Annotated in this window: 22 protein-coding genes; 18 read left to right on the plus strand and 4 right to left on the minus strand. The window is 73.5% G+C overall.

Going from position 1 to position 25,869, the window contains the following annotated elements; all coding sequences use genetic code 11:
- The first annotated feature begins 227 nt into the window (after nt 1-227).
- From PS271_RS22800 to PS271_RS22815, 4 genes are all read left to right on the plus strand, one after another.
- Nucleotides 228-1,148: an arylamine N-acetyltransferase family protein gene (locus PS271_RS22800; RefSeq protein WP_398384181.1), complete on the plus strand. Its 921-nt coding sequence runs from the start codon at nt 228-230 to the stop codon at nt 1,146-1,148.
- A complete protein-coding gene (locus PS271_RS22805; RefSeq protein ID WP_398384182.1) occupies nt 1,145-2,713 on the plus strand; it encodes a class I adenylate-forming enzyme family protein in 1,569 nt (522 codons plus the stop codon). Before PS271_RS22800 ends, PS271_RS22805 begins: the two co-directional genes overlap by 4 nt.
- Nucleotides 2,688-4,220, plus strand: a complete 1,533-nt coding sequence (locus tag PS271_RS22810) for an FAD-dependent monooxygenase (protein ID WP_398384184.1) — start codon at nt 2,688-2,690, stop codon at nt 4,218-4,220. The genes PS271_RS22805 and PS271_RS22810 overlap by 26 nt, the downstream gene beginning before the upstream one ends.
- Before the next feature lie 95 nt (nt 4,221-4,315).
- A complete protein-coding gene (locus PS271_RS22815; protein WP_398384186.1) occupies nt 4,316-5,362 on the plus strand; it encodes a methyltransferase in 1,047 nt (348 codons plus the stop codon).
- Nucleotides 5,363-5,407: 45 nt separating this feature from the next.
- Here PS271_RS22815 and PS271_RS22820 read toward each other — a convergent pair whose 3' ends face one another.
- Both PS271_RS22820 and PS271_RS22825 read right to left on the minus strand, forming a co-directional pair.
- Complete coding sequence (locus PS271_RS22820; protein WP_398384187.1) at nt 5,408-6,766, minus strand: MFS transporter; 1,359 nt, start codon at nt 6,764-6,766, stop codon at nt 5,408-5,410.
- The gene (locus PS271_RS22825; protein ID WP_398384189.1) at nt 6,763-7,410 is read right to left on the minus strand and encodes an SRPBCC family protein; all 648 of its coding nucleotides are present in this window, start codon (nt 7,408-7,410) and stop codon (nt 6,763-6,765) included. The genes PS271_RS22820 and PS271_RS22825 overlap by 4 nt, the downstream gene beginning before the upstream one ends.
- 405 nt (nt 7,411-7,815) lie before the next feature.
- On the opposite strand from PS271_RS22825, the gene PS271_RS22830 reads away from it, so the two are divergent.
- From PS271_RS22830 to PS271_RS22845, 4 genes are read left to right on the plus strand one after another with little or no spacing between them, the layout of a single operon-like run.
- The gene (locus tag PS271_RS22830; protein WP_398384190.1) at nt 7,816-8,202 is read left to right on the plus strand and encodes an SdpI family protein; all 387 of its coding nucleotides are present in this window, start codon (nt 7,816-7,818) and stop codon (nt 8,200-8,202) included.
- A 44-nt stretch (nt 8,203-8,246) separates the two neighbouring features.
- Nucleotides 8,247-8,924 carry a sporulation delaying protein family toxin gene (locus tag PS271_RS22835; RefSeq protein WP_398384192.1) on the plus strand — a complete coding sequence of 226 codons (678 nt, stop codon included), beginning with the start codon at nt 8,247-8,249 and terminating at the stop codon, nt 8,922-8,924.
- Nucleotides 8,921-9,598, plus strand: coding sequence for an SdpA family antimicrobial peptide system protein (locus PS271_RS22840; protein WP_398384194.1), 678 nt, complete (start codon nt 8,921-8,923; stop codon nt 9,596-9,598). The genes PS271_RS22835 and PS271_RS22840 overlap by 4 nt, the downstream gene beginning before the upstream one ends.
- A gap of 8 nt (nt 9,599-9,606) precedes the next feature.
- Nucleotides 9,607-10,578 carry a sporulation-delaying protein SdpB family protein gene (locus PS271_RS22845; protein WP_398384197.1) on the plus strand — a complete coding sequence of 324 codons (972 nt, stop codon included), beginning with the start codon at nt 9,607-9,609 and terminating at the stop codon, nt 10,576-10,578.
- Between the two features lie 88 nt (nt 10,579-10,666).
- Here the strand turns inward: PS271_RS22845 and PS271_RS22850 are convergent, their stop codons facing one another.
- Complete coding sequence (locus PS271_RS22850) at nt 10,667-11,641, minus strand: NADPH:quinone reductase (RefSeq protein ID WP_398384198.1); 975 nt, start codon at nt 11,639-11,641, stop codon at nt 10,667-10,669.
- A 238-nt stretch (nt 11,642-11,879) separates the two neighbouring features.
- On the opposite strand from PS271_RS22850, the gene PS271_RS22855 reads away from it, so the two are divergent.
- From PS271_RS22855 to PS271_RS22900, 10 genes are all read left to right on the plus strand, one after another.
- The gene (locus PS271_RS22855; protein ID WP_398384199.1) at nt 11,880-13,904 is read left to right on the plus strand and encodes an FAD/NAD(P)-binding protein; all 2,025 of its coding nucleotides are present in this window, start codon (nt 11,880-11,882) and stop codon (nt 13,902-13,904) included.
- A 440-nt stretch (nt 13,905-14,344) separates the two neighbouring features.
- Nucleotides 14,345-15,739 carry a nitrosuccinate lyase gene (locus PS271_RS22860; protein ID WP_398384200.1) on the plus strand — a complete coding sequence of 465 codons (1,395 nt, stop codon included), beginning with the start codon at nt 14,345-14,347 and terminating at the stop codon, nt 15,737-15,739.
- A 219-nt stretch (nt 15,740-15,958) separates the two neighbouring features.
- Nucleotides 15,959-17,647 (plus strand): ATP-binding protein, encoded by a 1,689-nt coding sequence (locus PS271_RS22865; RefSeq protein ID WP_398384202.1) that lies wholly within the window; start codon nt 15,959-15,961, stop codon nt 17,645-17,647.
- 29 nt (nt 17,648-17,676) lie between these two features.
- Nucleotides 17,677-18,075 carry a roadblock/LC7 domain-containing protein gene (locus tag PS271_RS22870; RefSeq protein WP_228774399.1) on the plus strand — a complete coding sequence of 133 codons (399 nt, stop codon included), beginning with the start codon at nt 17,677-17,679 and terminating at the stop codon, nt 18,073-18,075.
- Nucleotides 18,072-18,434, plus strand: coding sequence for a DUF742 domain-containing protein (locus tag PS271_RS22875; RefSeq protein ID WP_058042179.1), 363 nt, complete (start codon nt 18,072-18,074; stop codon nt 18,432-18,434). Before PS271_RS22870 ends, PS271_RS22875 begins: the two co-directional genes overlap by 4 nt.
- A complete protein-coding gene (locus PS271_RS22880) occupies nt 18,412-19,095 on the plus strand; it encodes a GTP-binding protein (protein WP_398384203.1) in 684 nt (227 codons plus the stop codon). The genes PS271_RS22875 and PS271_RS22880 overlap by 23 nt, the downstream gene beginning before the upstream one ends.
- Nucleotides 19,096-19,283: 188 nt before the next feature.
- Entirely contained in the window at nt 19,284-20,771 is a 1,488-nt protein-coding gene (locus tag PS271_RS22885) for a cytochrome P450 (RefSeq protein WP_398386999.1), read from the plus strand.
- Nucleotides 20,768-21,892 carry a cytochrome P450 family protein gene (locus tag PS271_RS22890; RefSeq protein ID WP_398384204.1) on the plus strand — a complete coding sequence of 375 codons (1,125 nt, stop codon included), beginning with the start codon at nt 20,768-20,770 and terminating at the stop codon, nt 21,890-21,892. Before PS271_RS22885 ends, PS271_RS22890 begins: the two co-directional genes overlap by 4 nt.
- A gap of 138 nt (nt 21,893-22,030) precedes the next feature.
- On the plus strand, nt 22,031-24,082 hold the full coding sequence (locus PS271_RS22895; RefSeq protein ID WP_398384206.1) for an APC family permease: 2,052 nt from the start codon (nt 22,031-22,033) through the stop codon (nt 24,080-24,082).
- Nucleotides 24,083-24,197: 115 nt separating this feature from the next.
- The gene (locus tag PS271_RS22900) at nt 24,198-25,526 is read left to right on the plus strand and encodes a class I SAM-dependent RNA methyltransferase (protein WP_398384208.1); all 1,329 of its coding nucleotides are present in this window, start codon (nt 24,198-24,200) and stop codon (nt 25,524-25,526) included.
- A gap of 55 nt (nt 25,527-25,581) precedes the next feature.
- Here PS271_RS22900 and PS271_RS22905 read toward each other — a convergent pair whose 3' ends face one another.
- On the minus strand, nt 25,582-25,836 hold the full coding sequence (locus PS271_RS22905) for a response regulator transcription factor (protein WP_398384210.1): 255 nt from the start codon (nt 25,834-25,836) through the stop codon (nt 25,582-25,584).
- Nucleotides 25,837-25,869: the final 33 nt, after the last annotated feature.

Consider the following 25,869-nt stretch of genomic DNA (forward strand, 5'->3'; position numbering starts at 1 on the left):
CGAACCGGACCGGCGGATCGGTGCGCGCACGCCGACCGCGCCGGCCCGGCATCCCGCCGGGGCGCGCAGCGACCGGTACTTCGTCGTCGCGACGGCAGATCCTTCCCGCCGCAACGGCGAGACCCCACGACGCCGCTGACCGGCGGTGCCGTACGAGCGAGGCCACCGCGCAGCGGCAAGCCCGCGCAGCGGCCCCCGCACCTGCGAAAGGAAGGAGCGTACGGCCCATGCCGAACACCGCCGTCGTCCACGCCCCAGCCGGGCCGTCCGCACCACCCGCACCCGCACCCGGAGGCGGCACCCCGTCCCCCTGGGACACCACCCCCCTCGACCTGGACGCCTACCTCACCCGTATCCGCCTCACCGGCCGGCACCCCCTCCCACCCACCGCCGCAACCCTCCGCACCCTCCAGCGCGCCCACACCGCCGCCGTCAGCTTCGAGAACCTCGACGTGCTGCTCGGCCGGGACATGCCGCTCGACACCGCCGCCCTCCAGCGGAAGATCGTCCACGCCGGCCGCGGCGGCTACTGCTTCGAGCAGAACCTCCTCTTCGCCGCCGTCCTCGAACGCCTCGGCTTCCCCGTGGTCCGCCACCTCGCCCGCGTCCGCCGCGGCAGCACCCGCGTGCGCCGCCGCTCGCACACGACCCTGGTGGTCGAGGCGGACGGCCGCCCCTGGCTCTGCGACGCCGGCTTCGGCGACGAGGGCCCCCTCGAACCCGTGCCCCTCACCCCGGGCGCCACCGTGACCACCGGAGACTGGACCTGGCGCCTCGACCTCGAACCGCCCGCCGGGCCCGCCCCCGAGCAGTGGGCCCTGCGCTCCCTGCACCCGGACGGCTGGTTCGACGTCTACTCCTTCCGCCCGGAGCACCACGCCCCCGACGACTTCGAGTCCGCCCACTACTGGACCTCCCACCACCCCCGGTCGCCCTTCACCGGCCGCGTGGTCGTCCAGCGCGGCGACGACCACGCCCGCCACACGCTCACCGACCGCACCCTCGCCGTCCGGTACGCCGACGGCCGCCTCCTGCGCACCGAACTCGCCCCCGACGAGGTCGTCCACGTCCTGCGCGGCACGTTCGGCATCACGCTCGGCGCGCAGGACGCGGTCCTCCTCCAGCAGCGCATCGCGGAGCTCCCGTGAACGCCCGCCGAAGCGCCGCCCTCCACCTCGGCCTCATCCCCGAACAAGCCGCGGCCCGCCACGGCGACGTCACCGTCACCCTCGACCACGACCTCGACGCCCTCCCCGGCAGCGGCCGCCGCCTGACCTACGCCGGGCTCGCCGGCCACGTCGACGACCTCGCGGCCCGCCTGTGGGCGGCGGGCGTGCGCCCCACCGAGCACCTCGCCGTCCACAAGGCCGCCAACTTCGACACCTACCTGCTGACCTGCGCGGCCGCCCGCATCGGCGCCGTCCCCGTCCTGCTCTCCCCGGCGCTCGACGGGGCCACGGCCGGCGCGCTCCTGCGCCGCCTGGACCACCCCCATCTCCTCACCGACGACGACAAACTGCGCACCTGCCTCGCACCCCTCGCCCTCCCGGAGTTCGCCTCCACCGTCCTCACCACCGGCCCCGCCCGCCCCGGCTGCACCCCCCTCACCGCACTGGCCGGCGCGCCCCGCCGCGCCCCCGTGCTCCCGCACCCGGACCGCCCCGCCCTGATGACCCACACCTCCGGCACCACCGGCCTCCCCAAACTCGTGGTGCACACGGCAGCGAGCCTGTACGGCCGCTACGCGCCGCAGCGCACGCTCGCCGCCCTGATCCGTACGCCCGAGACGTACGCGGTCCACCTCAGCCCCGTCCACTCCCGCATGTACCTGGCGCTCGCCGTCGCCCTGCCCAAGGGCATGCCGCTCGTCATCGTCGGCGACCCCGAACCGGCGCACGTGGCCGGCCTCTTCGCCCGGACGCGCCCCGGCTTCGTCGAGACCCACCCCAACTCGTTCATGGCGTGGGAGGAGCTGGCGGACGACCCGCGCCGCCCCCTCGCCTCCGTCCGGTACTTCAGCTCCACCTTCGACGCCCTCCACCCGCCCACCATGCGCAGGCTGCTGCACGCCTCCCGCCGCCGCGCGCCGCTGTTCTTCCAGTTCTACGGGCAGAGCGAGTGCGGCCCGCTGACCGGCCGCTGGTACACCCGGCGCACCGCCCACCGCGCCGACGGCCGCTGCCTGGGCCGCCCGCTGCCCGGCGTCCGCGTGCGCCTGGCCGCGCCCGGAGGGCTGCGCGCGACGCGGGAGCGGCCCGGCGCCATCGAGGTACGGGCCGCGGGCCGGGCCACCGGCTACCACGCCGAACCCGAGCGCTTCGCGCAGCAGCTGCACGACGGGTGGTGGCGCACCGGCGACGTCGGCTACCGCACCCGCACCGGCTGCCTGCACCTCCTCGACCGCGAGGTCGACGTCATCCCGCACATCGGCTCCACCCTCGACGTCGAGGACCGGCTGATGGCCAGGCTGCCGGAACTCGCCGAGGTCGTCCTCGTACCGGGCCCGTGCAAGGAGCCCGTCCCCGTGGTCTGCACCCGCGGCGACACGCCGCTCGACCCCGCCCGCTGGACGGCCGCCACCGCCGACTGGCCCCGGCTCGCCGCGCCCGTCCACCTGCCGCTGTCCGCGCTGCCCCGCACCGCCACGATGAAGGTGCGCCGCCTCGAACTCGCCCGGAGCCTCGGCAGTGACCGGCCGCCTTCCCGGCCCTGAGTCCGGTCCCGGGCCCGCGGTCCTCATCGCCGGCGCCGGGCCCACGGGGCTCCTCGCCGCCTGCGAACTCCTCCGCCGCGGCATCCGCGTACGCCTCGTCGACCAGGCCCCCGACCCCGCGCCGGACCCGCGCGCCCTGTCCCTGTGGCCCCGCGCCCTCGCCATCCTCGACGGCCTCGGCATCGGCGACGACGTCCGCGCCGCGTCCGTACGCATCGACGGCTACCGCTACTTCACCGGCGGCCGCCCGCTCGCGACGTTCGCCTTCCCGGCGTGGTGCGCGGCGCGGAACCTCCCCCAGTACGAGACGGAGCGGCTCCTGACGCGCCGGCTGCACGAGCTCGGCGGCGCGGTCGAACGGGGCGCGCGGCTGGTGGACTTCACGGCGGTGGGCGACGGGGTGACGGTGGCGCTCCGCCACACCGACGGGCGGCGGGAACGCGCCCGCACGTCCTACCTCCTGGGCGCGGACGGTGCGGGCAGCACGGTGCGGAAGCGGCTGGGCACGGGCTTCGCCGGAAGCACGTACCCGATGGCGTTCGCGGCCCTGGACACGCGCATCGAGGGAGACGGCCTCCCTCCGGGGGAGATCCTCTACTACCAGGCGCCTACCGGCACGCTGGTGATCGTGCCCATGCCCGGAGGCGTCTTCCGCATCCTGACAGCCCTCCCCGAGGGCGCACCGGCACCCGGCGTCGCCGGCATGCAGGGCCTGCTCGACGCCCGGGGGCCGCGGGGCGTACGGATCACCGAGCCCGTCCACCACGCGGTCTTCCGCGTCCACGCCCGCCGTGCGGCGGTGTTGCGCCGCGGGCGCGTCTTCCTGCTGGGCGACGCCGCCCACGTGCACAGCCCGGCCGGCGGCCAGGGCATGAACAACGGCCTCCAGGACGCGCACAACCTCGCCTGGAAACTCGCCGCCGTCCTCCACGGCGACTCCCCGGCCTCCCTCCTCGCGAGCTACGAGCCCGAGCGCAAGGAAGCCACGCGGCGCATCGTCCGCGACACCGACGTACAGACCCGGGCGTGGATGGTGGACGGGCGACTGCGCGTAGCGGCCCGCGACACGGCGTTCCGTCTCCTGGAACGCACGGGCGCGGTCACCCGCTTCTACGCCCCCGTCATGGCCGGCCACCGCCTCGCCTACCGCCCGCAGCGCCGCACGCAGGGACCGGCGTGGCCAGTGCTGTGCGGGGGTGGTGGGGTACGGGCGGGGGAGCTGTTCCCGCGGGAGGCGGCGGGCGGTACGGACTGGCGGCTGCTCTTGGCGGTACGCCCCGGAGCGGGGGAGGCATGGGCGGACGAGGCGACCGCGATGGCCACGGCGCGGCGCGGGATCCGCCCGGTACGCGTGGCCCTGCCCATGGATGCTCCCGGTTGCCGCCGCCCCGGCTACTACCTCATCCGCCCGGACGGCCACGTGGCCGCCCACGGCCACGCCCACGACCTGACCCGCCTGCGCACGGAACTGGCACACGCGACGGTGCGGGCGGCCAGTTCGCGCTGATTGAGTACTGTCCATGGTCTTGGTGCGGTGACCCCGGGCTGGGCGCGTCCGTTGGTAGGTGGTGTCGGTGACGTTCGGAGAGAGTGAGCTTGCCTATGAGTAGCGGTGGCCTTCCGCCGGAGCTTCCCTCGCCGCTGCCGCTGATGCAGTTGAGCACCGGTTTCTGGGCTTTCAAGACCCTGGCCGCGGCGCATGAGATCGGCCTGTTCGCCGTGCTCGACGCGTTCGGGTCCGCGACCGTGGCGCAGGTCGCCGCGAAGCTGGAGATCGCCGACCGGCCCGCCCGGATGCTGCTCACGGGCTGCGCGGCGCTCGGTCTCGTGGATGCGGGAGACGGCGGGTCCTTCGCCAACAGCGCCATGGCGGAGGCCTACTTGGTACCTTCGCGGCCGTACTACTTCGGCGGCTGGGTCCGCATGCTGGACCGCCGGCTCTACCCGGGGTGGGGACGCCTGACCGAGGCCCTGCGGACGAATGCCCCCACCACCTGGGATCCGCGGACGCAGGAGAGCCTCTTCTCGGGCGAGGACCCGGCGCTCCTCGAAACGTTCTGGCAGGCCATGCACAGCCTGTCCTCCTCCACCGCGCGCGGCCTGGCCCGGGCGGCCGGTCTCGGTGCGTACCGGCGGCTGCTGGACGTGGGCGGCGGCTCCGGTGCGTACGCGATCGAGCTCTGCCGGGCCTACCCGGGCCTGCACGCCACCGTCTTCGACCTGCCGCACGTGTGCCCCATCGCCGCGGGCCGCGCCGCCGAGGCCGGGATGAGCGAACGCATCGCCGTCCACCCCGGCGACTTCCTCAACGACCCCGCCCTGCCGCAGGGGCACGACCTGATCCTGCTCTCCATGGTGCTGCACGACTGGGACGAGCCCACGGGGCGGGCGCTGCTGGCCAAGTGCTACGCGGCGCTGGCGCCGGGCGGCGCCGTCGTGATCAGCGAACTCATGGTCGACGACGACCGGTCGGGACCCGCGGCCGCCGCCCTGATGGGCCTCAACATGCTCGTCGAAACCGTCGGAGGGGAGAACTACACCGCTGCCGAATACGGCCGGTGGCTGACCGAGACGGGCTTCCAGCAGCCCAGGGACGTTCAGCTCGACGGCCCAGGAGCCAACCGTGTGCTGATCGCCGTCCGGCGCTGACCAGGCGGGCACGCGCAGACAGGCGCCGTCAATCGACCTTGTCGGCTACCCCAGTTCGTACGGGATGAGGGTCCGTACGCCGCGGCCCGGCGCGCGTTCCTTCCGTACGTACACCGAGCAGATGACCGCCGCGCACACCCCGTAAAGGCCGAGGAGCCCCCAGAGCGCGGGCAGAAGCGAGCCCCCGCTCACTGCCGGGCCGATCGCGGCGGCGACCACCGCGCCCGCCGTCCCGCCGAGCCCCGCGACCACCGCGGAGCGGTCCCGTGCCGCGGCGAAGGCCGTCGTCGCGTCCCGCCCGGCGAGGATCGCCCCGCCCGCGCGCGCGGCGAACACCACCGGGACGAGCGCGGCGACGGCGCCCGCGCCGAGACCCGCCAGGACGACCACCGCCGTGAACACGGCAGCGAACACCCCCGCCGCACCCCGCGCCGCCGCAACAGCCAGGGCGGCCGTCCCCGCCGCCATGCCCACCAGGCTCGCGAGCGTGACCCGCGCCCCGCCCCACCGCGCGGCGAGCAGTCCGCCGAAGGGACGAGCGGCCGTGCCCAGCAGCGTGGCGATCAGCGCGCAGACGAGAGCCGTCAGCACGGAGGTGTCGAATCCGGCCCGCAGTATCAGCCCGAAGGCGAGCCCGTACGCCGTGAACGACCCGGCCGTGGCCAGGGAGAGCAGCGACAGCCCCCACACGTGCGGGTCCCGGGCAGCCCCGCCCCGGCCCCGGGCGGCGGCCCCCTGCCCAACCGGCAAATTGTCCATCCGCAGCGCCGCGATCACCGCGGCCGGCGCCACCAACGGCACGTGCACCGCAGCGATCCACAGAAAGGAGGAGCCCCCGGCCGTGGCGGCGGCCACCACCCCGGCCGTCTGGGCCGCGGCGACACCGAGGTCACCCGCGGCCGCCGCGACGGCGAAGGCACGCCCCTGCGCGCGCCGCGGGAAGAACGCGGCCGCACGGGCCGCCGACGCCGCGGCGACGTCCCCCGCACCGGCAGTCGCCGCGACGGCCGTCAGCAGCCACAGCGGCGCACCGGGCTGCCGCAACACGTATACCGCGGCCAGTACGGGCAGGGTCAGCGCGGCCGTGGTGACGACCGTACGGTCCCGGCCGCCCAGCCGGCCCAGCGCCCGCTCCGCGACCGGCCGCAGCACGGCCCCCGCGGCGAGCGGCGTGACCAGCAGCAGAGCGGTCCCGCCCGGGCCGGGCGCCGGCCCGTCGCCCGCCGGCAGGAACAGCACCAGTACGGCCCACATGCTGCGGACGGACGTGCCCACGTGCCCGCCGAGCGCCGCCAGCAGCAGGTTGCGGCGGGCGACGTGCCGGCCGCCCCGCTCCCAGAAGCCCGGGTCCTCCGCGTCCCACTGCTCGGCCTTCGGCCGTAACGGCGCCGACGGGTTCGTCATCCCCGCCCGCCCCGCTCGGCCACGGAGCCGGCTGCCGGCTGCACCGCAGATTCCACCACGGACTTGATGCGGGACAGCGACGCGGCCACGTCGTCGGCGAGCTTCTCGTTCCACGCGGCCGTGAACCGCCGCCGGCCGTCCTCCCCCAGCTGCTCGAAGATCTTCGTGAGCCCTTCCGTGAGCCGGCCGAGCCGGTAGCGGTGGACGAGCAGGCAGCCGCCGGCGGTGGCCTGGAGCTCGTACGTCCACGTGCTGTCCTGCCGCCGGCCGGCACTGTCGCGCACCACCCACTGGAACAGGCGCCACGGCTCGGCGGCCACGACCTCCGACTCGGTGGTCCAGGGCCCGCGGACGACCGGCGCCCAGGGCACGACGTCCGCCCCGCGGTAGTTCTCGCCGCGGAAGACGGCGCCGACCGTACGCGGCGTGCCGGACACCCAGCGCCCGCCCGTGCATTCGCGGCTCCACTCGCCGCTGCGGGTGAGGTCGCTGACCGTCTCGTAAACGGCGCCCGGCGCGGCCGCGATCAGGATCCGGGCCTGCACGGAGAGGATCGCGGGAGGGACCACGGGAGCGGCCGCGGGAGGGATTTCGGAGTCGATCGCGGAGGTGATGGCGGGCGTGCCGGTGGCTGACGGAGTCATACGGTCCAGGGTGCGCGGGCGGGAGGCGCCCGGCAACGGACCTGGGACCGATGCGTCAGATCCAGGGCCCGGGTCCATGGACCTAGGCCGTCTCTCACAACGGGTCAACAATCGTTATGGACGGGCGACTTCACTCATATCCCGACCGCGGTCTCCGTAATCCGCTGAAGATATCCGGCGATCCGTATGGCACCCGCACGCACCGGGCGACTTTAAGTGTTCTTGACCCATCGGAGGTGATCACGTTACGGTCGAAATGGCCTGCGCTTGGCGCGGGTGCACGCAGGGGCAGAAGGGGGAGCTGGTCTGACGCAATGAAGAGTGGCCTGATCCCTGTTGATGAGCGGGGGCGCGGGGCGTCCCCGAACGGGTAACCATGGTGTCTACGTCCTTGGAGGACGAGCAATGAATCCGGTCGCGGGATTGGTGTTCGGCGTGGGACTGATCACGCTGGGCGCAATGGTTCATTACCTGAAGAACCAAGTTGCCAGTGGAAGCATTCAACGCAACTCCGCGATGGGGATCCGGACCAAGGCGACGATGTCCTCGGACAGCGCGTGGGAGGCCGGGCACGCCTCGGCGTCCCCGATGCTGACGGTCACTTACCTCACGGCCTACGCCGTGGGCGCCATCACCTTGGCGATCGGCCTGGCGTCGGCGCTGAACGACAGCGAGAACCCGGCGGTCATCATCGTTCCCTCGGCCGGAATGGGCGCGGTTATCGCGCTCCTCACAGCAGCGGCGATCAAGGCGAATTCGGCTGCGCGGGCAGTCGGTCATACACATCGGTAGTTCAGCTCACGCTGAACCGCAATTACACGTCAGGGGAGGACAGTGTGAAGTTCAGGTCCAGAAAGACGGTCGCCGCAGTGGTGGCGAGCTCCATCCTCGTGGTGGGCGGTGTCACCACCCAGAGCGCCTTCGCCAGCGGCGGTCCCGGTGCTTCCGCGCCGGGCAAGGCGCAGCTCAAGGAGACCCTGAAGAAGACGGCCAAGTACAGCGACGAGGAGCTGCTGCAACTGCTGCTCGCCGCCCAGGGACCGATCGCGGATGCTCATCCGGAGCTGAAGCGGATGCTCGGGTTCAACCCCGACAAGCCCCGGACCGATGAAGAGGCGCTCAGCAAGGTCATCGCCGGTTACCTGAAGGCTCACCCCGAGTTCCACGAGGACATGGCGGTGCTGTTCCAGTCCGGGGACCCGGTGCGTGTCGACGCCGCCCTCCGCGACTTCTCGGTGACCTTCAACAAGTTCATCAAGGAGAACGCCGAGCCCGCGCCGGACAACAAGGTCCAGCCGCTGGCCCGCGGCTGGTTCTACATGGGCGCGTACGTGGCTCTCTACGTGAACGCCGTGGGCGCCGCCAACGCCGCCGTGTACACGAACGTCGCGGGCGCCACCAACGCCCTCGCCACCCTCGTGGTCGTCACGTGGTACCTGGAGGACGGCAAGCCGGCCGGCTCGGGCATCGAGCACGACGCGTTCGTCAACGCTCTGACCTCCGCGCTGACGTGAGTCACGACCCGGCGACCACCGAGCACAACGCCCCCGAGCCCGGCGCCCCCGAGCCCGGCGCCACCCGGCGCGACGCCGGCGGGCCGGCCTCCGAGGAGAAGGGCCGTGAGCCGATCCGTTCGGTATCCGCTCCGGCCTCTGCCGCGGGCGGCATCCTCGTGGTCGGAGCCTTGCTCGCTGGATCAGTCTTCTTCTCGCTTCCGAGCAACGTACTCTCCACGCGCGACGGAGGTGAGCTTCGATCGCTGTCGGCGAGGTTCCTGCCTCAGAGCTGGGCCTTCTTCACCAAGCCGCCGAGCGATCCGGAGTTCGTCCCGTATGTCGTCTCCGACGACGGTGTCGCCTATGCGGCGCAACTGCCGAATTCGCGCGCGGACAATCTCTACGGCCTGACGCGGAGCCAGCGCTCGCAAGGCCCGGAGGTTGCCTACATGGCGAACCAGGTGCGGGAGTGGAAGAATTGCGAGGAAGTGGAGGGGGATTGCCCGGTGGTGGTCGCCGGGTCCTCGGCTCCCCGATCCGTGACGAACTCGTCCCCGGTCCCGACCCTCTGCGGACGGTTGGTGCTCGTGGAGACGAAGCCCGTCCCGTGGAAGTTCCGCGACAGATATGAAGGATGGCGCCTCGACAAGAAGGCCGCTCTTGTGGAGGCACAGTGTCCGCGAAACACCTAGCTCTGTCGATGGAAAGGCGCGTCCGGCGCTTTCCCGCCGAGTCCCGGGCCCTGGGTGCGGGCAGATCGCTGATCGCGCTGGCCCAGGCGTCGATCCTGGTCTTCACGCCGGCGTCGCATCTCTTCGTCCCGGTGGGCGGGGCCGAGACCAAGGTCGAATGCTCGAACCTGGCCCAGAACGCCTCCCTGTACTGCCTGGCGGGCTCCACGGACCGGCAGTTCCTCAATTTCGTCGTGCTGGCCCTGCTGCTGATTGTCGCGAGCGGGATTCTGCCCCGGTACACGACCGTGCTGCATTTCTGGGCATCGCTTTCCCTCGGTCAGTCGGTATCACTCCCTGACGGCGGTGACTCCGTCGCGCAGGTCGTCACCTTCTTCCTCGTGCTCGCCTGCGCGAACGACCGGCGGACCTGGCACTGGCAACGGCCCGGCGGCGAAGAGCGAAAGGACTCGGCCTGGCAGGGGATCGCCTGGGCCGGCTGGTGGGGTGTGCGGCTCCAGGTCGCCTACATTTACCTCGACAGCGCCCTGGAGAAGCTCTCCGTCGGCCCGTGGGCGGAAGGCAGCGCGACCTACTACGTCGCGCGCATGGAGAACTTCGGCGCGGCCGGCCTGTTCGCCGACCTCTTCCGCTGGGCGACGAGCGTGACTCCCATCGCCCTCCTGTCCACCTGGGGAGCGATTGCCGGGGAATGCCTGATAGCGCTTCTGCTGCTGCGACGCGAGTCCCGGCAGGCGGCTGCCGCGGCGATCAGCGCCTCCCTCCACGTGCTGATCATTCTGCAGCTCGGCATCGTCTCGTTCGGCTTCATCATGGTGGGAGCCGTGATCTGCGCGGCGTCCCGAGGCCTGGACGTATACGCCCCGCGCTTGAGGCGCCTCGCCTCACGCGCAGGAGTTCCCGCGCGGGACAGCCGCTCGTCCGAGCCGCCGTCCCCCGAGCCGGCAGCCGGAACCGGAACCGTGTCGCTCGGCTCCTGAGGCGGAGCCCTCCGCGCTGTACGCGGCGGCAGGCAGGGGTCGGCCACCCGCCGAAACGGCCCAGGTCCGTGGGCCACCGCCCCGGGCGTCAGATCCTCAGCACCAGCCGCCGCCCCCGCAGCTCCCCCCGCTCCATGCGCCGGTGCGCCTCGGCGGCTTCGGCGAGCGGCATTTCCTCGACCTCCCGCGGCCGCAGCCGCCCCGAGGCGAGCAGCAGCCCCACGGCGTCGGCCGCCTGCGCGAGTTCGGCCGACGTCGCGCGGGAGATCACGAAGCCGACGAGGGCCCCGTCCTTCTGGTACAGCTGCCCCACCGGCAGGACGGGCCGCGCGGTGGTTCCCGCGAGCACCACGATCCGGCCGCGCCGGGCGAGCAGCGGCACGGCGACTTCCAGGTCGTGCCGGCCGTGGGTCGCGATGTGGACGTCGAAGCCGCCGGGCGCGGCGTCCGCGAGCTGTCCCGCGAGGCCGGGGGACGCGTAGTCGAGGACCTCGGCGGCGCCGAGGTCGCGCACGTACTCCGCGTCGCGTTCCGCGGCGGTGGCCACGACCCGGGCGCCGGCCCACACGGCCAACGTCACCAGGGCGCTGCCCACGTTCCCGGCGGCCCCCGCGACGAGGACGGTCTCGCCGGGCCGCAGCCGGCCGTGGGTGAACAGCGCCAGGTACGCGGTGGCGGCGGGGTGGGCAACAGCGACGGCGTCCTCCGCGCGCACCCCGGCGGGCAGCGGGTAGAGCCGGTCGGCGGGGACGACGGCCCGCTCGGCGGTGGGGCCCTGGCGCCCGCCGTGTCCCAGGCTGTTGCACCACACCGGGTCGCCGGGCGCGAACCCGGCCGCACCGGGCCCGGCCTCGGCGACCGTACCGACCAGGTCCCGGCCGATCACGAAGGGGAACGGCACCGAGGTCCGGAAACCGCCGGAGCGGATGAGCGTGTCGACGGGGTTCACGGCCGTGGCGACGACGTCGACCAGGACGTCGGTGGGCCCGGGGCGCGGCGCGGGGAGCCCGCCGACCACGATCTCCTCCGGCGGGCCGAAGCGTTCGATGTAGGCGGCGCGCATGTCACCCGTGCCACCTGTGCCACCTGTGCCCGTGTGGCCTGCGCCCGTCTCACCCGTGCCCGTCTCACCCATGCCGTCCACTGTGGCACGGCGGGGCCGCGGGGCCGGGAAACCGCCACTGACGGTATGTCACATCTGCTCCGGGGGACCTGACGGACCCGGCCGGCGCGCATTGACCCGGCCGTTCCGCAACGGCGAGATGGACGGAGCAGTCCCCTCAGGACGGAGGAGCAGACGCATGAGCAGCAGTCGTATTGAGGTCGGCATCGTCGGCGTCGGCCCGCGGGGGCTGTCCGTGCTGGAGCGGCTGTGCGCCAATGAGCGCGCCGAGCCCTCGCACTCCGCGGTGACCGTGCACGTCGTCGACCCGTCCGCCCCGGGCGCGGGCACGGTGTGGCGCACCGACCAGTCGCCCCACCTGCTCATGAACACCGTGGCCTCGCAGATCACCGTGTACACGGACGACAGCGCCCGCATCGAGGGCCCGGTCGAGCCGGGGCCCAGCCTGTACGAGTGGGCGCGGGGCGTCGCGGGCCTCCCGGAGGGCGGCGGCAGCGGCAGCGGTACGGATCACGACGACGCCACCCTCGCCGAGGCGCGGGCGCTCGGCCCGGACGACTACCCCACCCGGGCCTTCTACGGCCGCTACCTCCACGACAGCTTCCGGCGGATCGCCGCCCGCGCCCCCGCCCACATGACCATCGAGGTGCACCGCTCGCGCGCCGTGGCCATGGCCGACACCGAGGGCATCACCGGCGGGCCGCAGGGCATCCGCCTGGAGGACGGCACGCGCCTCAACCAGCTCGACGCGATCGTCATGGCGCTCGGCCACGTGCCCGCGCAGCTGTCCGCCCGGGAAGCCCGTACGGCGTCGCTGGCCCGCATCCACCACCTCGACTACGTCACGCCCGTCAACCCCGCCGACCTCGACCTCGCGCACATCGCGCCCGGCGCGCCGGTGCTGCTGCGCGGGCTCGGGCTGAACTTCTTCGACTACATGGCGCTGTTCACCGCGGGCCGCGGTGGCGTGTTCGTCCGCGAAGGGGGCGGGGACGGCGACGGGGGCCGCATCGTCTACCGGCCCTCCGGCGCGGAGCCGCGGCTCTACGCCTTCTCCCGGCGCGGCGTGCCCTACCACGCGCGCGGCGAGAACGAGAAGGGCGCGCACGGCCGCTACCTGCCGCGGCTGCTCACCGCCGGCTACATCGCCGGCCTGCGCGAGCGCGCCGCGCGCGGCGGGCCCGTCCGTTTCGGCACCGACCTGTGGCCCCTGATCTCCAGTGAAGTGGAGAGCGTCTATTACGGCACGCTGCTGGAGCGGCTGGGCCGGGCGGGGGAGCGGGAGGAGTTCACCGGGCGGTTCCTGGCCCTGGAGAAGGACGACGACCGCGCCGAGCTCCTCGAAGCGTTCCGTATCGCCCCCGGCGACCGGTGGGACTGGGAGCGGCTCGCCAGGCCGTACGTCGACCGTGTCTTCACCGGCCGCGCCGAGTTCCGCGGCTGGCTGCTGGACTACCTGCGCGCGGACGTGCGGGCCGCCCGCGCCGGGAACGTCAGCGGCCCGCTGAAGGCCGCGCTCGACGTCCTGCGCGACCTGCGCAACGAGATACGGCTCGCCGTCGACCACGGTGGCCTGGAGGGCGACTCCCACCGCGACGACCTCGAAGGCTGGTACACCCCCCTCAACGCGTTCCTCTCCATCGGCCCGCCCGCCTCCCGCATCGAGGAGATGGCCGCGCTCATCGAGGCGGGGGTGCTGGAGGTCACCGGGCCCGGCACCATCGTCCGCCTGGACGTCGCCGGTCCCGGCGGGCCGTCCTTCGTCGCCGACTGCCGCGCCGTGCCGGGGCCGCCCGTCCGCTCCCGCGTGCTCATCGAGGCCCGGCTGCCCGAGCCGGACCTGCGGCGCACGGCCGATCCGCTGCTGCGGCACCTCCTGAACACCGATCAGGTCACCACGTACCGCATCCCGACGGCCACGGGCACCGGCTACGAGACGGGCGGGCTCGCCGTCACCGAGCGCCCGTACCACGTCATCGACGGCCGCGGCCGCCCCCACCCGCGCCGCTTCGCCTACGGGGTCCCCACGGAGTCCGTCCACTGGGTCACGGCGGCCGGCATCCGCCCGGGCGTGGACTCGGTGACACTGTCCGACGCGGACGCGATAGCCCGAGCGGTCCTGACCCTCCCCCCAGTAGCCCACGTCCCCCCGTCCTTACGCCCGACGACCCCCGACTCGGACGAGGAAGGCGTGATCGTATGACCCCGCCGACGGAACCGGGCGATGCCGTACGCCCTGACAGCCCGCCCGCGCCGAATCAGGGGACGCCCGCCCCGCAGCGGCGCGCAACCCCCGTGGCGGATCCCGGCGGTGCCGTACGTCCTGAGGCGGTTTCGGCACCGCCGGAGACCGCCGTGGTGGCTGATGGCCGTCGCGGCGGAGAGTTTGCGGCCGCCGCCAGCCTTGGGGGCCCGGCCGCGCCGGATCAGGGGGCGTTCGCCCCCACGAATCCGCCGCAGCGGCGCGCAACCCCCACCGTGGAGTCCGGCGGTGCCGTACGTCCTGAGGCGGTTTCGGCGCCGCCGGAGACCGTCGTGGTGGCTGATGGCCGCTGCGGCGGAGGGGGCGCGGCCGGCGATGGGGACGCCGGGGTCGCTGCCCCGGGTCAACGAGAGCCCGCCCCCGGGGCGTCCGGCCGCGCCATGCGCGCCACCGGCGCCGACATCGGGCTGCTCTCTCCCGTCCGCGTCGGGACGGCCGTCGAAGACGCCACCGCCGACACCGCCTGGCTGCAAGCCATGCTCGACGCCGAGGCCGCGCTCGTGCGGGCTCAGGCTCGTGTCGGGGCCGTGCCGGAAGAGGCCGCGGAGGCGATCACCCGGGCCGCCCGCGCGGAGCGGTTCGACGGGCGGGCGATCGCGCTGGCCGCGCGGGAGACCGCGAACCCCGTCGTCGGCCTCGTGCAGGCGCTCACCGCAGCCGTCGCCGCGGACGCCCCCTACGCCGCCGAGTACGTGCACCGCGGCTCCACCAGCCAGGACATCCTCGACACGGGCGCCATGCTGGTCGCGGACCGGACCCTCCGCCCCCTCCGCGCGGACCTGACCCGTACCGCCGAAGCACTGGCCTTGCTCGCCGCCCGCCACCGCGACACCCTCATGGCGGGCCGCACGCTCACCCTGCACGCCGTACCGACGACCTTCGGTCTGAAGGCGGCCGGCTGGCGGCAGCTCACCCTCGACGCGGAGCAGCGCCTCGCGCGCGTACACGCCGCCCTGCCCGTCTCGCTCGGCGGCGCGGCCGGCACGCTCGCCGGTTACCTGGAGCACGCGCGCCTCGACGGCGCGCACGGCACCGCCGACGGCACCTACGCGGACCGGCTCCTGGACGCGTTCGCCGCCGAGACCGGCCTGGCCCGCCCCGCCCTGCCCTGGCACGCCCTGCGCACCCCGGTCGCCGACCTGGCCGCCGCCCTGGCGTTCACCGCCGGCGCCCTCGGCAAGATCGCGGCGGACGTGCAGTCGCTGGCGCGCACGGAGGTCGGCGAGGTCGCCGAGCCGGGCGGCGGCGCAGCCGGCCGCGGCGCCTCCTCGGCCATGCCGCACAAGCGCAACCCCGTCCTCGCCACCCTGATCCGCAGCGCGGCGCTCCAGGTACCCGTCCTGGCCGCAGGCCTGACGCAGTGTCTGGCGGCGGAGGACGAGCGGTCCGCCGGCGCCTGGCACGCGGAGTGGCAGTTCCTGCGCGAGTGCCTGCGCCTGGCCGGCGGCGCGGCCCGTAGCGCCGCCGAGCTCGCGGAGGGCCTGGAGGTACGGCCGGACCGGATGCGCGAGAACGTCGGCCTGACGGGCGCCCGGATCGTCTCGGAGCGGCTCGCGGCCGTCCTGGCGCCCCGCATCGGCCGGGCGGCGGCCAAGCGGCTGCTCACCGCCGCATCGGCCGAGGCGGCCGCGCATGGCCGGGAACTGCACACGATCCTCGCGAAGCATCCATTACTGGACGGTCACTTCAGCGCGGCCGAGCTGGCCGCCCTCTGCGACCCCGCCGACTACACCGGCGCGGCCGGCCCGCTGGTCGACCGCGCACTGTGGCCCTGACAACACTTCACCCGCACCGCCTGCGCCCGCCGTCCGCCTTCCGTACCCTCGTCCGAGGCCTACGGAAGGCGGATGCGTGTTCGGTCATCCGTAGGCGAAGATCGGCCACCCGGCCACGGCCGTGGTTAGGATGATCCGCGTATTCCGCTTCTGGACGGGACGTCAGGGACAACGGCCTCGTCCAGCCGTCCGCATGCCCCCTGCGTCCACGAGGAATTGATGTCACATCACATACCGGACGTAGTGACCTGGTGCCTGGCCGTCGCGCTGATCGCCGTCGCGGTGCTGCTCGTGCGCCAGCGCGGCATCACCGCGGCCCTGCGGCTCCGCGCGACGACACTGGAGGAGGGCCAGCGGGCGCGCGACACCGAGCTCGGCCACCTGACCGCCGTCCGGCTCCCCGCCGTGACGGCCTCCATGAACCAGCCCGTCCCCCTGCCCGGCCTGCTCGACGAGCAGCTCGCCGGCACCGTCTTCGCGCACGGCCTGCAGTCCGTGATGGACACCTTCACCCAGGCCGTCGACAAGGCACAGGCCCGCGCCGACCAGTCCGCGAAGGCCGCCCTCAAGGCCTCCATGCGCGCCCTCCAGGGCCTCGCCCACGAGCAGCAGCTGGCCATCTCCGACATGCAGGACCGGCACGACAACCCCGACGTGCTGCGCGACCTGCTCCAGATCGACCACGCCAACTCCCAGTTCGGCCGCCGCGCCCAGGCCATCGCCGTCCTGTGCGGTTCCTGGCCCGGCCGGCAGCGCGCCGCCTCGCCCCTGACCGACGTCGTGCGCGGCGCGACCTCCCGCATCCGCGACTACCGGCGCGTCCAGGTCCACAGCCAGGCCGACCTCGCCGTCGTCAGCCGCGCCGTGGAGCCGGTCGTGCTCGCCGTCGCCGAGCTCCTCGACAACGCCGCGCGCCACTCCCAGCCCAACACCACCGTCGAGGTCGGCCTGCAGCCGGTGCACAACGGCGCCTGCATCGTCATCGACGACGCGGGCGTGGGCATGGACGGCCAGGAGATCCAGCGGGCCGGGGCCCTGCTGACCGGCCGCGCCACGGTCGACGTGTCCCGTCTCGGCGACCCGCCCCAGTTCGGCTTCCCCGTCATCGGCGTGCTCGCCGCGCGCTACGGGTTCAGCGTCTCGGTCGACACGCGCTCGCCGTACGGCGGCGTCCGGGCCGTGCTGTTCCTCCCCAGCACGCTGCTCACCCAGATCGACATCGACGGGCCCGATACGACGCCGCTGCGGCCCTCGGGCGAGCGCGGGCGCGAGCGTGACCGCGACGGCGGCCGCGAGCGCGGTCAGGGGCGCGGGCAGACGCAGAGGCAGGGACAGGGGTACGAGGCGGACCGTACGGCGGCGACGCGGCCCCCGGGGCAGGCGTCCGTGCCGGACTTCCCGGACTTTCCCGATGCGCGGAACTTCCCGTCCGCATCGGACTTCCCGCCCGTATCCGATATGCCCGTATCCGATATCCCCGACTTCCCTGCGCCGGCGACGCAGGCCGGCCGCCCCACGGCGCCCGGCAGCCCCGCCGCGCCGCCCTCCGACACCCCCGGAACCGGCGGTTCCGCCCCCGGCTCCGTCGGCTCCACCGCCGGCGGCCTGCCCAAGCGCCGCCGCCGGCAGCCCGCCGCCGGCAGCCACCGGGGCCGCCCCGCGCCCCTGCCCGCCGAGACGTCCGCCCCGGGCGGCGGCGCCGGCGAGCGCACGGCCGAGGAGACCGCCCGCCGCATGGGCGCCTTCGCCCGCGGCACCCGCGCGGGCCGCACCCCCGCCGCCGGCACGCCCATCGGCCCGCTGGACGGAACACCGGCGTCCGGCACCGCCGCGGACGACGCCCCCGGCCGCACCGCCCACCCCTTTGCCCAGGCCCCTGTAGACGACGAAGGGAACCCCCTCGCGTGAACGACCACCTCAACAACGAACTCGGCTGGATGCTGGACGAGGTCGTCAAGATGCCCGAAGCCCGGCACGCGATCCTGCTGTCCTCCGACGGCATGCTGCGCGCCCGCTCCCAGGGCATCGAGCGCGACGAGGCCGAGCGCCAGGCCGCGGCCCTCTCCGGCCTGCAGTCCATCAGCCGCTCCACCTCCGAGTTCTGCAACCAGGGGCAGCAGGAGAACCCCTGGCGGCAGACGCTCGTGGAGTTCGCCCACGGCTACGTCTTCCTGATCGCGGCAGGCCCCGGCGCGTACCTCGCCGTGTCCGCGACCGAGCACGTCGACATGGAAGCGGTCACGTACCGCATGCAGAAGCTCGTCGACCGGCTCGGCAAGGAGCTGACGAGCCCGCCCCGCGCGGGCACCTGGCAGGGCTCGGGCGCCCCGGCATGACCCCGCCCACGCCGAGGCACGAGAGAGGGTTAGTACGCCCGTACGTCGTCACCGACGGCCGCGCCCACCCGACCCGCAACACCTTCGACCTGGTCACCCTGGTCCTGGCCCAGTACGACCGGCCGCTCACCGGGCTCAGCCCCGAGAAGCGCCGGCTCATGGAACTCTGCCTCGGCGGCCCCCTGTCGGTCGCCGAGATCGCCGGGCACCTGATGCTGCCCGTGAGCGTCACCAAGGTGCTGCTCGGCGACCTGGTCGACAGCGGTCATCTCATCACCCGGGCCCCCATCCCCTCGGCACAACTCCCCGAGGCCCAGATCCTGCAGGAGGTGCTGGATGGACTTCGCGCTCGCCTCTGAGCCCGGCAGTCCTGTCGAGCCCGTCAAGCCCGTCACGCCCGTCGAGCCCGTCACGTCCGCCGGGGCCGCTCCCGGCGCCGGCGGCGAGTTCTACCTGCGGCGCACCGTGAGCACCGCCGCGAAGCTCCTCGTCGTCGGCCACTTCGCCGTCGGCAAGACCACGTTCGTCGGCTCGCTGTCGGAGATCCGGCCGCTGCGCACCGAAGAGACCATGACCCAGGCCGGGGCGGGCGTCGACGACCTCGCCGGCATCGAGGGCAAGACCACCACCACGGTCGCCATGGACTTCGGCCGCCTCACCCTGAGCGACAGCCTGGTGCTCTACCTCTTCGGCGCCCCCGGCCAGCAGCGCTTCACCCGCCTCTGGCAGGACATGACGCACGGCGCGCTCGGCGCGCTCGTCCTCGCCGACACCCGCCGCCTGGAGCAGTCCTTCGACGTCATGGGCCTGCTGGAGGAGCTCGGCCTGCCTTACGGCGTGGCCGTCAACCACTTCGACGGCGCGCCCGCGTACCCGGAGGAGGAGATCCGCGAGGCGCTCGACCTGCTTCCCGAGACGCCCCTGGTCACCTGCGACGCCCGCGACCGGGTCTCCTCCACCCGCGCGCTCATCGCCCTCGTCGAGTACCTCCAGCGGCGCACCGCAGGGGAGCACGCGTGAACCACCCCCGCCCCGACGGGGGCGCCGTGCCCCCGCCCGGCTGCCCGGCGCACCAGGGGTACGCCCCGGAGTCCTCCGACGCCCGGGCCCCCGGGACCCATCAGGGATACGTCCCGGAGGCCCCCGGAGCTCACCAGGGATACGCCCCGGAGTCCGCCGGGGCGTGGGCGCCCGGGCCCCCCACCCCCATGTACGGGCCCGACTTCGCCGCCGACCCGCACGCCGTCTACGCCCGGCTGCGCACCCTGGGCCCGGCCGCCCCCGTGGAGCTGGCCCCCGGCGCCCGCGCGACCCTCGTCACCGACTACCGGGCCGCGCTCGAAGTGCTCCGCACCCCCGAGATCTTCGGCAAGGACGCCCGCCGCTGGCGCGCCCTCGCCGACGGCCGCGTCGCCCCGGACAACCCGGTCGTGCCGATGATGGCCTACCGCCCCAACTGCCTCTTCTCCGACGGCGAGGCCCACACGCGGCTGCGCCAGGCCGTCACCGACTCCCTCGCGCGCATCGACCCCAACGCCCTGCGCGGCTACGTCGAGCGCAGCGCCGACACCCTCATCGACCGCTTCGCCGGCCTCGGCGAGGCCGATCTGCTCGGCGCGTACGCCAAGACGCTGCCGCTGCTGGTCTTCCAGCAGCTCTTCGGCTGCCCGCCCGAGCTCGGCGACCGCCTCGTGGAGGGCTTCTCCGGCATCTTCGACGGCGTCGACTCCGAGCGCGCCGACGCCCTCATCACCAGCAGCCTGGTCGAGCTCATCGCCCTCAAGCGCGAGCAGCCGGGCGCGGACATGACCTCCTGGCTGATGGCGCACCACGCCCGCCTGAGCGACGAGGAGCTGATCCACCAGCACGTCGTCCTCATCGGCGCCGGCACCGAGCCCCAGCAGAACCTCATCGCCAACGCCCTGCGGCTGCTGCTCTCCGACGACCGCTTCGCGGGCGACCTCGCGGGCGGCAGCATGCCGGTCGAGGACGCCCTGGACGAGGTGCTCTGGCTCGACCCGCCGATGGCCAACTACGGCGTCCACTACCCCGTGCAGGACGTCGACTTCGGCGGCGTGCCGCTGGCCGCCGGCGAGCCCGTCGTCGTCAGCTTCGCCGCCGCGAACACCGACCCGGCGCTGCTCACCACCCGGCGCACCGGCAACCGCGCCCACCTCGCCTGGAGCGCCGGCCCCCACCACTGCCCGGCCAAGGACTCGGCGCGCCTGATCGCCGCCGTCGCCGTCGAGAAGCTCCTCGACCGGCTGCCGGACCTCGAACTCGCCATCCCCGCCGAGCGCCTCGTCTGGCGCCCCGGCCCGTTCCACCGCGCCCTGACGGCGCTGCCCGTGCGCTTCCCCCCGGCCCCGCCCGCAGGCCCGCGGCCCGCACCGGTGCACGACCTCTCGGCCGTGCGCCGCCCCGGGTCCGGCCCCGTACCGCCGTACGAGCCGTACGAACAGCCCCGCTCCGCCCAGCAGCCCGCTCCGTCCCCGCAGCAGGCAGACCCCTCTGGAGACAGCCGATGGAACGCAAGCCCAGCACGGAACGCCGGCCCGGCACCGGCCTTCCCGAGCCCGAGCCCCTCCGGATCGACCCCACCGGCAGCGACATCCACGGCGAGGCCGCCCGCATCCGGGCCCGCGGCGCAGCGACGCCCGTGGAGCTTCCTGGCGGAGTGGTGGCGTGGGCAGTGACCACCCAGCCGCTGCTGAAGGAGCTCCTGACCGACCCGCGCGTCTCCAAGGACCCCCACCAGCACTGGCCGGCCTGGATCAACGGTGACATCTCACCCGAGTGGCCCCTGTTCACCTGGGTGGCGGTGCGGAACATGTTCACCGCCTACGGCACCGACCACAAGCGGCTGCGCTCCCTCGTCGCCAAGGCCTTCACCGCCCGCCGCACCGCCGCCCTGCGCCCCCGCATCGAGGCGCTGACCGCGGACCTCCTCGACGGCCTGGACGCGACCGCGAAGGCGTCGCCCGGCGAGGTCGTCGACCTGCGCGAGCGCTACGCGTACCCCATCCCCATCCAGGTCATCTGCGAGCTGTTCGGCGTGAGCGACCCGGACCTCCGCGAGGGCCTGCGGGACTGCGTCGACAGCATCTTCCACACCTCCGCCGACCCCGACGAGGTCACCGCCACGTACGCCCGGACGTACGAGCTGCTCGGCGCCCTCGTCGCCGCCAAGCGCACCGCACCCGGCGACGACATGACCAGCGTGCTGATCTCCGCCCGCGAGGAGGACGGCTCCCGCCTCAGCGAGCAGGAGCTCCTCGACACCCTGCTGCTGGTGATCAGCGCCGGGCACGAGACCACCGTCAACCTCCTCGACAACGCCGTCCACGCCCTGCTCACCCACCCCGAGCAGCTCGCCCTGGTCCGCTCGGGCGCGGCGAGCTGGGACGACGTGATCGAGGAGACCCTGCGCCACCGGTCCCCGGTCGCGAGCCTCCCGCTGCGCTACGCCACCGAGGACATCGAGACCGGCGACGGCGTCACCCTGCGCAAGGGCGACGCGATCCTCGCCGCGTACGCCGCGGCCGGCCGCGACCCGCAGCTGCACGGCGAGGACGCCGAGCGCTTCGACGTCACCCGGGCCGTCAAGGACCACCTCGCCTTCGGGCACGGCGTCCACTTCTGCCTCGGCGCGCCCCTCGCCCGGCTGGAGGCGGCCGTCGCCCTGCCCGCCCTCTTCGAGCGCTTCCCGCGGATGCGGCTCGCGGCGGGGGAGGGCACGGGCGGGGGCGCGCTGGAGCCGGTGGAGTCGTTCATCTCCAACGGTCACCGGGCGCTGCCGGCCCTGCTGGACGGCTGAGCACGGGGCCCACAAGGCCTCTTAATACGTCCTTAACGCGCCGCGTCACGGGATCGGGTGGTGCGGCGTACGCCACATTTCCGCTGGGGCGGGTGGCGGGTGGGCGACCGTACGGGTGAGCGCTTACGATCCTCTGTTGTGTCCAAACTGACCGACCTGCCGAAACGGATCCTCATCGGCCGGGCGCTGCACAGCAGCAAGCTGGGAGAAACCCTTCTCCCCAAGCGCATCGCCCTGCCCGTCTTCGCCTCCGACCCGCTCTCCTCCGTGGCGTACGCGCCGGGCGAAGTGCTCCTCGTGCTCTCCGCGGCAGGCGTGTCGGCCTACCACTTCAGCCCCTGGATCGCCGTCGCCGTCGTCGTGCTGATGTTCACGGTGGTCGCCTCGTACCGCCAGAACGTCCACGCCTATCCCAGTGGCGGCGGCGACTACGAGGTCGCCAACGTCAACCTCGGCCCCAAGGCCGGCCTCACCGTCGCGAGCGCCCTGCTCGTCGACTACGTCCTGACCGTCGCGGTCTCCATCGCCTCCGGCATCGAGAACCTCGGCTCCGCCATCCCCTTCGTCATCGAGCACAAGACGGCCTGCGCCATCGGCGTGATCGTGCTGCTCACCCTGATGAACCTGCGCGGCGTCAAGGAGTCCGGAAAGCTCTTCGCGATCCCCACGTACGTCTTCGTGGGCGGCGTCTTCGTCATGATCGTCTGGGGTGCCGTCCGCGGCCTCCTCATGGGCGACACCATGAAGGCTCCCACCGCCGACTACACCATCCACGCCGAGCACCAGGGCCTCGCGGGCTTCGCCCTCGTCTTCCTGCTGCTGCGCGCCTTCTCCTCCGGCTGTGCCGCCCTCACCGGCGTCGAGGCCATCAGCAACGGCGTGCCGGCCTTCCGCAAGCCGAAGTCGAAGAACGCCGCCACGACCCTCGCCCTCATGGGCGGCCTGGCCGTGACGATGTTCTGCGGCATCATCGGGCTGGCCATGGCGACCAACGTCCGGATGGCCGAGAACCCGGCCGCCGACCTGCTCAAGAACGGCACGCCGGTCGGCGACGGCTACACCCAGAACCCGGTGATCTCGCAGGTCGCCGAGGCGGTCTTCGGCAGCGGCTCGTTCTTCTTCATCGTGCTCGCCGCCGCCACCGCGCTGGTCCTCTTCCTGGCCGCCAACACCGCGTACAACGGCTTCCCGCTGCTCGGCTCGATCCTGGCCCAGGACCGCTACCTGCCGCGCCAGCTGCACACGCGCGGCGACCGCCTGGCGTTCTCGAACGGCATCGTGCTGCTGGCGGGTGCGGCGGCGGTCCTCACGTACATCTACGGCGCGGACTCCACCAAGCTCATCCAGCTCTACATCGTCGGCGTCTTCGTCTCCTTCACCCTGAGCCAGACCGGCATGGTCCGGCACTGGAACCGCCACCTGCGGACGGAGACCGACCCGGCCAAGCGCCGCCACATGGTCCGCTCCCGCGCGATCAACACCTTCGGCGCCTTCCTCACCGGCCTGGTCCTGGTCGTCGTCCTGCTGACGAAGTTCACCCACGGCGCCTGGGTCGCCCTGCTCGGCATGGTGATCTTCTACGCGACGATGACGGCGATCCGGAAGCACTACGACCGGGTGGCCGAGGAGATCGCCGCCGACGAGGGCCCGGGCGACGAAACGGTCCGCCCGTCCCGCGTCCACTCGATCGTCCTGGTTTCCAAGATCCACAAGCCGACGCTGCGGGCCCTCGCGTACGCCAAGCTCATGCGCTCCGACACGCTCGAAGCGCTCAGCATCAGCGTCGACACGGCCGAGACCAAGCAGCTGCGCGACGAGTGGCAGCGCCGCGGCCTCGACGTCCCGCTGAAGATCCTCGACTCGCCGTACCGCGAGATCACCCGCCCGGTCATCGACTACGTCAAGAGCCTCCGCAAGGAGAGCCCGCGCGACGTCGTCAGCATCTACATCCCCGAGTACGTGGTGGGCCACTGGTACGAGCACCTGCTGCACAACCAGAGCGCGCTGCGACTGAAGGGCCGCCTGCTCTTCACGCCGGGCGTCATGGTCACCTCGGTGCCGTGGCAGCTCGACTCCTCGGAGGCGGCGAAGCTGCGGGCGCGCAAGCGCGCGGAGTGGAACGCGCCGGGGTCGGTGCGGCGCGGCCCGGTGTCGCAGCCGAAGAAGGAAAAGGCGAGCACGAAGAAGTAAGCGGAGGAAGCAGCCGGAAACAGCTGCAAATTCGCAGGTGGGGTGGGGCGGGCCGTAGACTGAACGGCTGCCCCACCCCACTCTTCATTTCTCCCCCGACTCTGGAGTCGACCGCATGCAGAACGAACCGCAGGAATCGCTGGTCGGCGAGGAGTACGAGGTCGAGGTCGGCCCAGTGGCTCACGGAGGCCACTGCGTGGCGCGCACGGAGACCGGTCGGGTGCTGTTCGTACGGCATGCGCTGCCGGGCGAGCGGGTGGTCGTGCGGGTGACGGAGGGCGAGGAGACGTCCCGCTTCCTGCGCGCGGACGCGGTGGAGGTGCTGGAGGCGTCGAAGGACCGCGTGGAGGCCCCCTGCCCCTTCTCGGGCCCGGGCAAGTGCGGCGGCTGTGACTGGCAGCACGCGAAGCCCGGCGCGCAGCGCCGCCTGAAGGGCGAGGTCATCGCCGAACAGCTCAAGCGCCTCGCGGGCCTCACCCCCGAGGAGGCCGGCTGGGACGGCACGGTCATGCCGGCCGAGGGCGACAAGCTCCCGGCGGGCCAGGTCCCTGCGTGGCGCACGCGCGTGCAGTACGCGGTCGACGCCGAGGGCCATGCGGGCCTGCGCAAGCACCGCTCGCACGACGTCCAGGTGATCGACCACTGCATGATCGCCGCCCCGGGCGTCAGCGAGCTCGGCATCGAGAAGCGCGAGTGGCCGCAGATCGCGACGGTCGAGGCCATCGCGGCGAGCGGCTCGGCGGACCGCCAGGTGATCCTCACCCCGAAGCCGGGCGGCCGCCTGCCGATCGTGGAGCTGGACAAGCCGGTCTCGGTGATGCGCGTGGGCGAGAAGGACCAGCGCGTCCACCGCGTCCACGGCCGCCCCTTCGTCCGCGAGCGCGCGGACGAGCGCACGTACCGCGTCGGCGAGGGCGGGTTCTGGCAGGTCCACCCGCAGGCCGCCGACACCCTGATCAAGGCCGTCATGCAGGGCCTCATGCCCCGCAAGGGCGACATGGCCCTCGACCTCTACTGCGGCGTCGGCCTCTTCGCGGGCGCCCTCGGCGAGCGCGTCGGCGAGAAGGGCGCGGTGCTCGGCATCGAGTCCGGCAAGCGCGCCGTCGAAGACGCCCGCCACAACCTCCAGGACCTCGACCGCGTCCGCATCGAACAGGGCAAGGTCGAGCAGGTCCTCCCGCGCACGGGCATCAAGCAGGCCGACATCATCGTCCTCGACCCGCCCCGCGCCGGCGCCGGCAAGCAGACGGTCCAGCACCTGGCCTCCCTGGGCGCCCGCCGCATCGCCTACGTGGCCTGCGACCCGGCAGCCCTGGCCCGAGACCTCAAGTACTTCGCGGAGGAGGGCTACGCCCCGGCTACGCTGCGGGCGTTCGACCTTTTCCCGATGACGCATCATGTGGAGTGCGTGGCGATCTTGAAGCGGGTGGCCAAGGACGCCTGACCTGGTGAAGCCGTGACGGCGTCCCTGCAGAGGGACGCCGCCGCCCCACCACCGGCTACAGCCAGCCCTTGCGCCGGGCTATGCGGATGGCGTCGAGGCGGTTGCGGGCGCCGGTCTTCTGGACGGCGGCCAGGAGGTGGTTGCGTACGGTGCCGGTGGACAGGTGGAGGCGGCCGGCGGTCTCGGCCGGGCCTTCGCCCTCGGCTGCCGGCGCCAGGATCTCCGCCTCCCTCGGCGTGAAGGGGCTGGGCGAGCCGGCACTGACGAGCAGGGCGACGTCCGGTGCGACGACTCTTCGGCCGCTCGTCACCTTTCTGATGGACTCGACGAGCGTCCTGGCGAG

The organism is Streptomyces sp. SCA2-17 (assembly GCF_044336695.1).

Bases quoted from the DNA above. Each gene is read 5' to 3' on its own strand.
- PS271_RS22815 (WP_398384186.1), top strand. From the start codon at position 4,316: ATGAGTAGCGGTGGCCTTCCGCCGGAGCTTCCCTCGCCGCTGCCGCTG.
- PS271_RS22820 (WP_398384187.1), bottom strand. From the start codon at position 6,766: ATGACGAACCCGTCGGCGCCGTTACGGCCGAAGGCCGAGCAGTGGGAC.
- PS271_RS22825 (WP_398384189.1), bottom strand. From the start codon at position 7,410: ATGACTCCGTCAGCCACCGGCACGCCCGCCATCACCTCCGCGATCGAC.
- PS271_RS22800 (WP_398384181.1), top strand. From the start codon at position 228: ATGCCGAACACCGCCGTCGTCCACGCCCCAGCCGGGCCGTCCGCACCA.
- PS271_RS22865 (WP_398384202.1), top strand. From the start codon at position 15,959: ATGTCACATCACATACCGGACGTAGTGACCTGGTGCCTGGCCGTCGCG.
- PS271_RS22885 (WP_398386999.1), top strand. From the start codon at position 19,284: ATGTACGGGCCCGACTTCGCCGCCGACCCGCACGCCGTCTACGCCCGG.
- PS271_RS22870 (WP_228774399.1), top strand. From the start codon at position 17,677: ATGCTGGACGAGGTCGTCAAGATGCCCGAAGCCCGGCACGCGATCCTG.
- PS271_RS22880 (WP_398384203.1), top strand. From the start codon at position 18,412: ATGGACTTCGCGCTCGCCTCTGAGCCCGGCAGTCCTGTCGAGCCCGTC.
- PS271_RS22875 (WP_058042179.1), top strand. From the start codon at position 18,072: ATGACCCCGCCCACGCCGAGGCACGAGAGAGGGTTAGTACGCCCGTAC.
- PS271_RS22845 (WP_398384197.1), top strand. From the start codon at position 9,607: ATGGAAAGGCGCGTCCGGCGCTTTCCCGCCGAGTCCCGGGCCCTGGGT.
- PS271_RS22860 (WP_398384200.1), top strand. From the start codon at position 14,345: ATGCGCGCCACCGGCGCCGACATCGGGCTGCTCTCTCCCGTCCGCGTC.
- PS271_RS22855 (WP_398384199.1), top strand. From the start codon at position 11,880: ATGAGCAGCAGTCGTATTGAGGTCGGCATCGTCGGCGTCGGCCCGCGG.
- PS271_RS22900 (WP_398384208.1), top strand. From the start codon at position 24,198: ATGCAGAACGAACCGCAGGAATCGCTGGTCGGCGAGGAGTACGAGGTC.
- PS271_RS22850 (WP_398384198.1), bottom strand. From the start codon at position 11,641: ATGCGCGCCGCCTACATCGAACGCTTCGGCCCGCCGGAGGAGATCGTG.
- PS271_RS22830 (WP_398384190.1), top strand. From the start codon at position 7,816: ATGAATCCGGTCGCGGGATTGGTGTTCGGCGTGGGACTGATCACGCTG.